The 11,654-nt window shown below is 73.2% G+C and carries 5 protein-coding genes and 2 pseudogenes; 3 read left to right on the top strand and 4 right to left on the bottom strand.

Going from position 1 to position 11,654, the window contains the following annotated elements; genetic code table 11:
* Both ACWCPN_RS18495 and ACWCPN_RS18490 read right to left on the bottom strand, forming a co-directional pair.
* Positions 1 to 1,119: an ADP-ribosylglycohydrolase family protein gene (locus tag ACWCPN_RS18495; RefSeq protein ID WP_451207199.1), complete on the bottom strand. Its 1,119-nt coding sequence runs from the start codon at positions 1,117 to 1,119 to the stop codon at positions 1 to 3.
* A gap of 647 nt (positions 1,120 to 1,766) precedes the next feature.
* Positions 1,767 to 2,762, bottom strand: a pseudogene (locus ACWCPN_RS18490) (ADP-ribosylglycohydrolase family protein); the annotation flags it as partial.
* 295 nt (positions 2,763 to 3,057) lie between these two features.
* Here ACWCPN_RS18490 and ACWCPN_RS18485 point away from each other — a divergent pair.
* From ACWCPN_RS18485 to ACWCPN_RS18475, 3 genes are all read left to right on the top strand, one after another.
* Positions 3,058 to 3,789: a VIT1/CCC1 transporter family protein gene (locus ACWCPN_RS18485; RefSeq protein WP_365126545.1), complete on the top strand. Its 732-nt coding sequence runs from the start codon at positions 3,058 to 3,060 to the stop codon at positions 3,787 to 3,789.
* 483 nt (positions 3,790 to 4,272) lie between these two features.
* A complete protein-coding gene (gene gltB / locus ACWCPN_RS18480) occupies positions 4,273 to 8,787 on the top strand; it encodes a glutamate synthase large subunit (RefSeq protein WP_451207196.1) in 4,515 nt (1,504 codons plus the stop codon).
* Positions 8,780 to 10,243, top strand: a complete 1,464-nt coding sequence (locus ACWCPN_RS18475; RefSeq protein ID WP_365126542.1) for a glutamate synthase subunit beta — start codon at positions 8,780 to 8,782, stop codon at positions 10,241 to 10,243. Before gltB ends, ACWCPN_RS18475 begins: the two co-directional genes overlap by 8 nt.
* A gap of 112 nt (positions 10,244 to 10,355) precedes the next feature.
* Here ACWCPN_RS18475 and ACWCPN_RS18470 read toward each other — a convergent pair.
* Together ACWCPN_RS18470 and ACWCPN_RS18465 are read right to left on the bottom strand one after the other, a co-directional pair.
* Positions 10,356 to 10,466, bottom strand: a pseudogene (locus ACWCPN_RS18470) (chitosanase); the annotation flags it as partial.
* Positions 10,467 to 10,729: 263 nt separating this feature from the next.
* Positions 10,730 to 11,593 carry a rhomboid family intramembrane serine protease gene (locus tag ACWCPN_RS18465; RefSeq protein ID WP_451207193.1) on the bottom strand — a complete coding sequence of 288 codons (864 nt, stop codon included), beginning with the start codon at positions 11,591 to 11,593 and terminating at the stop codon, positions 10,730 to 10,732.
* Between the last annotated feature and the right edge of the window lie 61 nt (positions 11,594 to 11,654).

Here is an 11,654-nt window from a genome sequence, read left to right as displayed (position 1 = left end):
TCATCCCCCCGGTTGGGCTCGGTGCGCGGCTTCCAGAAGCCCGGCGAGTTCCACCAGGTCGGTGCCGGTGAGGCGGGGCAGGGCGCAGCCGGACAGGGTGCGGCAGGCCTCCCGCCAGGCGGCCGGGACGGCGGCGCCGCCCTCCAGGGCCCCGGTCAGCGCACCCGCGAGGGCGGGGGCGGAGTCGGCGACCCGGGACAGGCAGGCGGCGGCGGGGACGGCCTCGGCGACCCGGCCGCGGGCGGCGGTGGCGAGGGCGAGCGCGACGGGGACGGTCTCGGCAGCGGCGATGCCGTAGCTGTAGACGTGGTCGACGATCTGGTGCTCCAGGAGCGGGACCAGGGCGAAGGCGCCGTCGCCGTCCCGGGCCAGCGCGAGGGCGTGCCGGGCGTTGCGGCCGATCTCCGTTGCCTCGGGGAGTTCGGCGAGCGCGGCCGCGACACAGGCGTCCGTGTCCGCTCCGGCGAGGGCGAGCGCCAGGGCCGCCGCCATCGCGCGGGCCCCGTGCACGCCGTCGCCGTCCTGGGTGTAGCGGGCGTCGAACTCCGCCAGGCCGGCCGCGCGTTCGGGGTCGCCGGGGTGGGCCACGGCGAGCACGCAGGCGCGCACGCAGGCCGCGTCGTCGAAGTAGTGCGGGTTGTCGTGGCCGGTGGCGGGCGGACGCAGCCCGGCGGCGAGGTTGCCGAGGCCGGCGCGGACGGAGATGCGGGCGCGCAGCGGGAGCACGGCGGACTCAATCTCGGGGGCGCGTTCCGCCGCCGCGGCGACCTCTGCGGCGACGGCGGTCCAGGTGAGGTCGATCGCGGCGCGCATCCGGCGCTCCCGGCTGAGATCGCCGAGCACGTCGTCGTCACCGGCCCGCAGCACCGCCTCGGCGGCGAACGCCGCCCACTCGGCGTCGTCGGAGGGGCCGAGGCACAGGGGCTCCGGGGGCTGGTTGAGGGCGATCGGCACGGGCAGGGTGGTGGTGGCGTTCTGCTCGGCGAAGGTGTCCAGCTCGCGGGTGAGGCGGCGGGTCCACTCGGGCATACGGGCCGCCCGGTGCCGCGCGGCCGGCCAGCCGGCGGCGTCCCCGGCGGCGAGCCCCAGCAGGAGCCCCTCGATCCGGCGCCCGGTCATGCCCGTCCCTCGCCGTCCTGCTGCCCGGAGTTCCCGGCCCCCACCAGCGGACTTCGCTCCCGGTCCCTCCGGTCCCCCGCTCCGGCAGGGAGCGCCGGGGGCGACTCGCCGGCCCGGCGGGCGGGGGCCGACCCGGCGGAAGGGGCTCCCGCCGCCGCGGCCACGACCACCTCCCGAGCGCCCCGAGCCGCGACCGCGTGTTCGGCCGCCGTCGTGGTGTCCCCGGTCGCCGCCTTCCGCGCAGCGGTGGTTCCGGCGGCTGTCGCGTCGCTGCCCGCGGCCTCCGCCGAGGCCTCCGCCGAGGCCGCCGGTGCGGCCGCCGGTGCGGTGTCGCCGGCCGCCGCCCCCTGTGACGCGGTGGCCGGCACGACCGCCGCGCCGCTCTCGGCGGCCTGTGCCGGGGCTTCTTCCGGCGCAGCCGGCCCCGTGCCCGCGCCCTCCCGGAGGACCGTCGCGGCGGGGCCGGCGGTCTCGCGCGGCGCGGCCACTCGCGCGGCCGGCGCGCCCGTCCCCGCCGGCCGCGTCGCGCCCGCCGGGAGGGCCGCCGTGGTCTCCCCGGCGCCCTGCGCCGCGGGCACCCGCAACAGCTCCCGCACCCCCATCGGCAGGGAGCCCGGCAGGACCAGTCCGGCTCCCCACTTCCCGCCCTCCTCCGGGACCAGCAGTTCGGCCACGTCCAGGACGTGGTGGCCCGCCATGGAGGGCAGGCAGCGGCCGCGGGCCGGGCCGATGGCGGCGGCCCAGTCGGCCGGGATCGCGGAGATGCCCTGGGTGGCGCCCGCCAGGGCGCCCGCCACCGCCGCCGTCGTGTCCGCGTCGCGGCCCATGTTGACGGCCGTGAGGACCGCGGCGCGGAAGTCGCCGTCGGCCGCCGCGTACGCGCCGAAGGCGAGGGCGACGGCCTCGGGTGCCAGGTCGGTCCAGGGGTAGCCGCCGATGACCACCGCCGAGCGCACCGCCCGTTCGCCGCGGTGGGCCACGGTCACCGCGCGGCGCAGGGAGCGCGCGGTCCAGGAGTCCTCGGGGACGACGGCCAGAGCCGAGGCGATCACCACCGCGGGCGTGGCCCCCGCCATCGCGGCCGCCACGCCCGCGGCGACCGCCTGGCCGCCGTAGATGCCCTCGCCGTCATGGCTGACGGAGCCGTCGATCGCGGTCAGCCGGGCCGCCTCGCCGGGACGCCCGGCGGCGAAGACGCCGAAGGGCGCCGCGCGCATCGCGAGGCCGTCGCTCCAGGCGTGCCGGTGCTGGGCGGAGATGGGTGCGGCCAGGCCGCGGCGGAGGTTCTCCAGCGTGCCGCGCTCACTGAAGCCCGCGCCCCGGAACGGGCCCTCGGCCCGGTCGGCGATCCACTGGTGCCAGGCGCTCTCCACGTGGGCGGGGGTGAGCGCCGAGCCGTGCCGGGCCAGCAGCAGGCCCGAAAAGATGGCGTACTCCGTGTCGTCCGTGCCGCACGGCCGCTCGCTCACGTATCCGGTGATCCGGCCCCAGCGGGCGCGGATCTCGGAGGGCTTCATGTTCTCCGCCGGCGCCCCGAGCGCGTCGCCGACGGCCAGGCCGAGCAGCGCGCCGCGGGCCCGTTCGAGCGGTCCCGGGGCGTCCCCGGGCGCCGGGGACGGGGGTGTGCAGGCGATCGGCGCCATGGGCGGCCTCTCCTTCCGCAGGGCCACGGGCCGTCCGCGGGGACACGGCCCCTTCGCGGACGCCCTTTGCGGATGTCTCCCACGGTGACGCCGCGCACGAGCCTGGGACGCCCCCCTGTCACCCGCTCGGCATCTGAGCGCTCTTGATCACCGATGAGCGTTTTCCGGAGAAAGCGCAGGTAAGCACAGCCTTTCCTTGCTGGCGCCCGGGAAATTACCGGCGTACGTTCGGTGCTGTCGAAAAGTAGAACTCATCCAAAGTTAGCTTTGGCTAAGCTTCCTGGGGGACCCCGCGATGGCCATCATCGAGACCGAGGCGGCGCTGCACGAGGCGCACCGTGACAACCACACGCACCGCGACGTCAACGGCGGCTGGCTGCGCCCCGCCGTCTTCGGCGCGATGGACGGCCTCGTCTCCAACCTGGCCCTGCTGACCGGCGTCGCGGGCGGCTCCGTCGGCCACCAGACGATCGTGATCACCGGCCTCGCGGGCCTCGCCGCCGGTGCCTTCTCCATGGCGGCCGGCGAGTACACCTCCGTCGCCTCCCAGCGTGAGCTGGTCGAGGCCGAGCTCGACGTCGAGCGGCGCGAGCTGCGCAAGCACCCGCAGGACGAGGAGGACGAGCTGGCGGCGCTCTACGTCGCCCGCGGGGTCGAGCCCGAACTGGCCCGGGAGGTCGCCCGGCAGCTCTCGAAGGACCCCGAGCAGGCCCTGGAGATCCATGCCCGCGAGGAGCTGGGCATCGACCCCGGCGACCTGCCGTCGCCGCTGGTCGCCGCCGTCTCCTCGTTCGGCTCGTTCGCGCTCGGCGCCCTGCTCCCGGTCCTGCCCTACCTGCTCGGCGCGACCGCGCTCTGGCCCGCCGTGCTCCTCGCGCTCGCCGGGCTGTTCGCCTGTGGCGCGGTCGTGGCCCGGGTGACCGCGCGCAGCTGGTGGTACAGCGGCCTGCGGCAGCTCGCGCTGGGCGGCGCCGCCGCCGGTGTGACGTACGCCCTGGGCAGCCTGTTCGGAACGGCCGTAGGATGACGCGACTGGAACTTATGCGATGGGACGTATAAGTAGCCGTTACTCGCTGGTTTCGAACGCTTAACCACCGGGCATGAGCCGTAAGCGCTGGGGGCAATGACGCCTGCGGCGCACTCGCGGGACGAGTGAAGACACTCGCTCCGTCCCCCAGGGCCGATGGACACCGATCTGACCGATCTCGTCCCGTCCGGTCCCCCATACTTCCGCCGCCCGTGAGCGGTACCCCGCCGCAACCCGCGGCACCCTCGTCGCAACCTGCGACGTCCGCATGTTGGAACGGAGTATCCGGTTCCCGGGAACCGTCCCATCATGTAACCTGCACGAAATTTCGCACTCCGCAGAGGGCCAACGTCGTCCCTCGGCACCAGCACATGCCACATGACGACGACGGGAGAGCCGATGCGTACGCCGCGCCAGCCGTCCCAGCATTCCGCGAATGGCCAGAACTGGTCCTTCATGGATGCTCGCCCTGCTGCGCAGGGTATGTACGACCCCCGCAACGAGCGCGACGCCTGCGGCGTCGGCTTCGTGGCCACTCTCACCGGCGAGGCGAGCCATGCGCTGGTCGAGCAGGCGCTGACTGTTCTGCGCAACCTCGAGCACCGCGGCGCCACCGGCTCCGAGCCCGACTCCGGCGACGGCGCGGGCATCCTCTCCCAGGTCCCCGACGCCTTCTTCCGTGAGGTGGCCGGTTTCGACCTCCCCGCGGCCGGCTCCTACGCGGTCGGCATCGCCTTCCTGCCCGAGGACGGCACCGAGGAAGTCGTCTCACGCATCGAGACGATCGCGGCCGACGAGGGCCTGACCGTCCTCGGCTGGCGCGAGGTCCCCGTCGCCCCCGAACTGCTCGGCGCCACCGCCCGGTCCACCATGCCGGTCTTCCGCCAGCTCTTCGTCGCCGCCGGCACCGCCGAGGGCATCGCGCTCGACCGCACGGCCTTCGTGCTGCGCAAGCGCGCCGAGCGGGAGGCCGGTGTCTACTTCCCGTCCCTCTCCGCCCGCACCATCGTCTACAAGGGCATGCTGACCACCGGCCAGCTCGAGCCCTTCTTCCCGGACCTGTCCGACCGCCGCTTCGCCTCCGCGATCGCGCTCGTGCACTCCCGGTTCTCCACCAACACCTTCCCGTCGTGGCCGCTCGCGCACCCCTACCGCTTCGTCGCGCACAACGGTGAGATCAACACCGTCAAGGGCAACCGCAACTGGATGCGCGCCCGCGAGTCCCAGCTCTTCTCCGACCTGTTCGGCGGCGACGACAAGGCCATCGAGCGCATCTTCCCGGTGTGCACCCCCGACGCCTCCGACTCGGCCTCCTTCGACGAGGTGCTGGAGCTGCTGCACCTCGGCGGCCGCTCGCTGCCGCACTCCGTGCTGATGATGATCCCGGAGGCGTGGGAGAACCACGACTCCATGGACCCGGCCCGGCGCGCCTTCTACCAGTTCCACTCCACGATGATGGAGCCCTGGGACGGCCCCGCCTGCGTCACCTTCACCGACGGCACCCAGGTCGGCGCCGTGCTCGACCGCAACGGCCTGCGCCCCGGCCGCTACTGGGTCACCGACGACGGCCTCGTCGTCCTCGGCTCCGAGGTCGGCGTCCTCGACATCGACCCGGCCAAGGTCGTCCGCAAGGGCCGCCTGCAGCCCGGCCGCATGTTCCTCGTGGACACCGCCGAGCACCGCATCATCGAGGACGACGAGATCAAGGCGTCCCTCGCCGCCGCGCAGCCCTACGCCGACTGGCTGGAGGCCGGCGAGATCGAGCTGAGCGACCTGCCCGAGCGCGAGCACATCGTGCACACCCACGCCTCGGTCACCCGCCGCCAGCAGACCTTCGGCTACACCGAGGAGGAACTGCGCGTCATCCTCGCCCCGATGGCCCGCAGCGCCGCCGAGCCGATCGGCTCCATGGGCACCGACAGCCCCATCGCGGCCCTGTCCGAGCGCCCACGGCTGCTCTTCGACTACTTCACCCAGCTGTTCGCGCAGGTCACCAACCCGCCGCTGGACGCGATCCGCGAAGAGCTGGTCACCTCCCTGCGCAGCTCGCTGGGCCCGCAGGGCAACCTGCTCGACCCGACCGCGGCCTCCTGCCGGTCCGTCCTGCTGCCCTTCCCGGTCATCGACAACGACGAGCTCGCCAAGCTCATCCACATCAACGCCGACGGCGACATGCCCGGCTTCAAGGCCGCGACCCTCTCCGGCCTGTACCGGGTCTCCGGCGGCGGCGACTCCCTCGCCGCGCGCATCGAGGAGATCTGCGCCGAGGCCGACGCCGCCATCGAGAACGGCGCCCGGCTGATCGTCCTGTCGGACCGCCACTCCGACGCCGAGCACGCGCCGATCCCGTCGCTGCTGCTCACCGCGGCCGTCCACCACCACCTCATCCGCACCAAGCAGCGCACCCACGTGGGCCTGCTGGTCGAGGCCGGTGACGTCCGCGAGGTCCACCACGTCGCCCTGCTCATCGGCTACGGCGCCGCCGCCGTCAACCCGTACCTGGCGATGGAGTCCGTCGAGGACCTGGTCCGCGCCGGCACCTTCCTGTCGGACATCGAGGCCGAGCAGGCCATCCGCAACCTGATCTACGCCCTCGGCAAGGGCGTCCTGAAGGTCATGTCCAAGATGGGCATCTCCACCGTCGCCTCCTACCGCGGCGCCCAGGTCTTCGAGGCCGTCGGCCTCGACGACGCCTTCGTCGAGAAGTACTTCAACGGCACCGCCACCAAGATCGGCGGCGTCGGCATCGACGTCATCGCCAAGGAGGTCGCCGCCCGCCACGCCAAGGCCTACCCGGCCTCCGGCATCGCTCCCGCGCACCGCGCGCTGGAGATCGGCGGCGAGTACCAGTGGCGCCGCGAGGGCGAGCCGCACCTGTTCGACCCGGAGACGGTCTTCCGGCTGCAGCACTCCACCCGCAGCGGCCGCTACGACATCTTCAAGAAGTACACCGACCGTGTGAACGAGCAGTCCGAGCGCCTGATGACGCTGCGTGGCCTGTTCGGCTTCGACTCCGGCCGGGCCCCGATCCCGGTCGACGAGGTCGAGCCCGTGAGCGAGATCGTCAAGCGCTTCTCCACCGGCGCCATGTCGTACGGCTCCATCTCCAAGGAGGCGCACGAGACCCTCGCCATCGCCATGAACCAGCTGGGCGGCAAGTCCAACACGGGTGAGGGCGGCGAGGACCCGGACCGCCTGTACGACCCGGCGCGCCGCTCGGCGATCAAGCAGGTCGCCTCCGGCCGCTTCGGCGTGACCTCCGAGTACCTGGTCAATGCCGACGACATCCAGATCAAGATGGCGCAGGGCGCCAAGCCCGGCGAGGGCGGCCAGCTGCCCGGCCACAAGGTCTACCCGTGGGTCGCCAAGACGCGTCACTCGACGCCGGGCGTGGGCCTCATCTCCCCGCCGCCGCACCACGACATCTACTCCATCGAGGACCTGGCCCAGCTGATCCACGACCTGAAGAACGCGAATCCGCAGGCGCGGATCCACGTGAAGCTGGTCTCCGAGGTCGGCGTCGGCACGGTCGCCGCGGGTGTCTCCAAGGCGCACGCGGACGTGGTGCTGATCTCCGGCCACGACGGCGGCACCGGCGCCTCCCCGCTGACCTCGCTGAAGCACGCGGGCGGCCCCTGGGAACTCGGCCTCGCCGAGACCCAGCAGACCCTGCTGCTCAACGGCCTGCGCGACCGCATCGTCGTGCAGACCGACGGCCAGCTCAAGACCGGCCGCGACGTGGTCATCGCCGCGCTGCTCGGCGCCGAGGAGTTCGGTTTCGCGACCGCGCCGCTCGTCGTCTCCGGCTGCGTCATGATGCGCGTCTGCCACCTGGACACCTGCCCGGTCGGCATCGCCACCCAGAACCCGGTGCTGCGCGACCGCTTCGCCGGCAAGGCCGAGTACGTGGTGAACTTCTTCCGGTTCATCGCCGAGGAGGTCCGCGAGATCCTCGCCGAGCTGGGCTTCCGCTCCATCGAGGAGGCCGTCGGCCACGCCGAGGCGCTCGACGTCACCCGCGCCGTCGACCACTGGAAGGCGCAGGGCCTGGACCTGGAGCCGCTGTTCCACGTGCCGGAACTGCCCGAGGGCGCCGTCCGCCACCAGATCGTCGACCAGGACCACGGCCTGGAGAAGGCCCTGGACAACGAGCTGATCAAGCTCGCCGCCGACGCGCTCGCCGCCTCGGACGCCACCGAGGCACAGCCGGTGCGCGCCCAGGTCGCCATCCGCAACATCAACCGCACGGTCGGCACCATGCTCGGCCACGAGGTGACGAAGAAGTTCGGCGGCGCTGGCCTGCCCGAGGACACCGTCGACATCACCTTCACCGGCTCCGCCGGCCAGTCCTTCGGCGCGTTCCTGCCGCGCGGTGTCACGCTCCGCCTGGAGGGCGACGCCAACGACTACGTCGGCAAGGGCCTCTCCGGCGGCCGGATCGTCGTCCGCCCGGACCGCGCGGCCGACCACCTCGCCGAGTACTCGACCATCGCGGGCAACACCATCGCCTACGGCGCCACCGGCGGCGAGCTGTTCCTGCGCGGCCGCACCGGTGAGCGGTTCTGCGTCCGCAACTCCGGCGCGCTGGTCGTCTCCGAGGGCGTGGGCGACCACGGCTGCGAGTACATGACCGGCGGACACGCGGTCGTCCTCGGCCCGACCGGCCGCAACTTCGCGGCGGGCATGTCCGGCGGCATCGCCTACGTCATCGACCTCGACGACGACAACGTCAACGCCGGCAACGCCGGAGCGGTCGAGGCGCTGGACGACACGGACAAGCAGTGGCTGCACGACGTGGTGCGCCGCCACGCCGAGGAGACCGGCTCGACGGTCGCCGGGAAGCTGCTCGCCGACTGGGACGCGGCCGTGCAGCGGTTCAGCAAGATCATCCCCAGTACGTACAAGGCAGTGCTCGCCGCCAAGGACGCCGCCGAGCGAGCCGGTCTCTCCGAGACCGAGATCACCGAGAAGATGATGGAGGCGGCGACCAATGGCTGACCCGAAGGGCTTCCTGAACCACGGCCGCGAGGTCGCCAAGACCCGTCCTGTCGGTGAGCGCGTCAAGGACTGGAACGAGGTCTACGTCCCCGGCTCCCTGCTGCCGATCATCAGCAAGCAGGCCAGCCGGTGCATGGACTGCGGCATCCCGTTCTGCCACAACGGCTGCCCGCTGGGGAACCTGATCCCCGAGTGGAACGACTTCGCCTACCGCGAGGACTGGGCGGCCGCCTCCGACCGGCTGCACGCGACCAACAACTTCCCCGAGTTCACCGGTCGCCTCTGCCCGGCCCCCTGCGAGTCGGCGTGCGTGCTCGGGATCAACCAGCCGCCGGTCACCATCAAGAACGTCGAGGTCTCCATCATCGACAAGGCGTGGGAGACCGGGGACGTCGCCCCGCAGGCGCCCGAGCGCCTGTCCGGCAAGACCGTCGCGGTCATCGGCTCGGGCCCGGCGGGCCTCGCCGCAGCCCAGCAGCTCACCCGGGCCGGCCACACGGTCGCCGTCTACGAGCGCGCGGACCGCGTCGGCGGCCTCCTGCGGTACGGCATCCCCGAGTTCAAGATGGAGAAGCGGCACATCAACCGCCGCATCGAGCAGATGCGCGCGGAGGGCACCCGCTTCCGCACCGGCGTGGAGATCGGCCGCGACCTGAGCGCCCGCGACCTGAAGAAGCGGTACGACGCGGTCGTCATCGCCGCCGGCGCCACCACCTCCCGCGACCTGCCGGTCCCCGGCCGCGAGCTCAAGGGCGTCCACCAGGCGATGGAGTACCTGCCCCTGGCCAACAAGGTCCAGGAGGGCGACTACGTCACCACGCCGATCTCGGCCGAGGGCAAGCACGTCGTCGTCATCGGCGGCGGCGACACCGGCGCCGACTGCGTGGGCACCGCCCACCGCCAGGGCGCGGCCTCCGTCACCCAGCTCGAGATCATGCCCCGCCCGAACGACGAGCGGCACGCCACCAGCCAGCCCTGGCCGACCTTCCCGATCCTGTACAAGGTCACCTCGGCGCACGAGGAGGGCGGCGAGCGGATCTACTCCGCCTCCACCACCCACTTCGAGGGCGACGAGGACGGCAACGTCCAGTGGCTGCACCTGGCCGAGGTCGAGTTCGTCGACGGCAAGCTGACCAGCAAGCCGGGCACCGAGCGCAAGATCCCGGCCCAGCTCGTGACCCTCGCGATGGGCTTCACCGGCACGGACCGGGAGAACGGCCTGGTCGAGCAGTTCGGCCTGGAGCTGGACGAGCGGGGCAACATCGCCCGCGACGCCGCCTTCCAGACCAACGTGCCGGGCGTGTTCGTCGCCGGTGACGCCGGCCGCGGCCAGTCCCTCATCGTCTGGGCGATCGCGGAGGGCCGCTCGGCCGCCCGCGGCGTGGACCGCTTCCTGACCGGCGCCAGCGAGCTGCCGGCCCCGATCCGCCCGACGGACCGCGCGCTGGCGGTCTGACGGGTCACCGAACGTCCCGTACAAAGGCGTACGGAACACCGGACGGCGCCCGCCCACCTGTCCCCGACCGGACGCTGGGCGGGCGCCGTCGCACGTCCGGACGCCGTGCCGGTCACGGCACCTCGTACGTCTCCCCGTACACCTGCCAGGTCAGCGGGGTGCGCAGCTCCAGGTTCCCCGCGTGGAGGAACCGTCGCTGGGCCGTGTCGACGCGGGTGGTGTCGACATTCTCCGCGCTCGCCACGATCCGCTGCGCCGGCTCCTTCTTCGCGGGCGCCGCCAGGCCCGGCGGGGCGTCGGCGACGACCTCGGCGTCCCCGGCCCGCTCCGGCTCGGCCCGGGCCTCCGCGTCCTGCCGTGCCCGCTGCGGGGCCGAGGCCCGCGTGCCCTCCGCGTCCCCGGAACCCGACGGGCCGGGGCCGAGGACGTGGACCACGGCCGTGACGGCGAGCGGAACGGCCGCGAGCAACAGGATCCCGGTGCGTCTCAAGACAGGGACGACGCCTTGACCGCGGCCAGCACGACCAGCAGTACGAGCAGCGCCACGCACACACCCGCCTGCACCAGGGTGCGCCGCCCGTCGCGGGGCGCGTAGGCGTACGCCAGCGTCACCGCCCCGCCGGCCAGCAGGCCGCCGAGGTGCCCCTGCCAGGAGGTCATCCAGGCGGAGATCACCAGCCACACCAGCAGCCCCGCCATGTACTGGTTGACCGCCCGCCGGTCGTAGCCGAGGCGGCGGCCCATGACGTAGTAAGCGGCGCCCAGACCGAAGACGGCACCGGACGCGCCGACCGTGGGGGTCTCCGGGGCCAGCAGCAGCACCAGCACCGAGCCGCCCAGCGCGGACAGCAGGTACAGGGCGAGATAGCGGACCCGGCCGAGCTGCGCCTCGACCACCCGGCCCACGTTCCACAGCGCCAGCATGTTGAACAGGATGTGCGTGATGCCGAACGCGCCCTCGGCGGGCGTCAGATGCAGGAACGCGCCGGTCAGCAGCCGGTACCACTCGCCGTGCGCGACACCCTCGGGAAGGTAGCCCGCAGGCGCCGTGCCCAGCATGTCGAACCGGCTCTCCACCGAGGGCCGGGCCAGCTCGGCGAGATAGGCGAGCACGTTGAGCCCGATCAGGACGTACGTCACCACCGGCACCGCGCTGATCCGGCCGCCGAACGCCGTCCGCGCCTGCCGGACCGAGCGCACCCCCTCCTTCACGCACTCCACGCACTGGTGGCCGACGGCGGCCTCCCGCATGCAGGACGGGCAGATGAAGCGGTCGCAGCGGGTGCAGCGGACGTGCGACTCCACCTTGGGATGGCGGAAGCACGTGGTCACGGCGGACTCGGCGGTCACGGCCGGCTCCTCGGAGGTTCACGGGGACAGGGTGAGCCGGTGGGGACGGCGGCGAACAAAA

The organism is Streptomyces sp. NPDC002386 (genome assembly GCF_053593175.1).
This window is presented reverse-complemented; position numbering and strand designations above follow the sequence as displayed.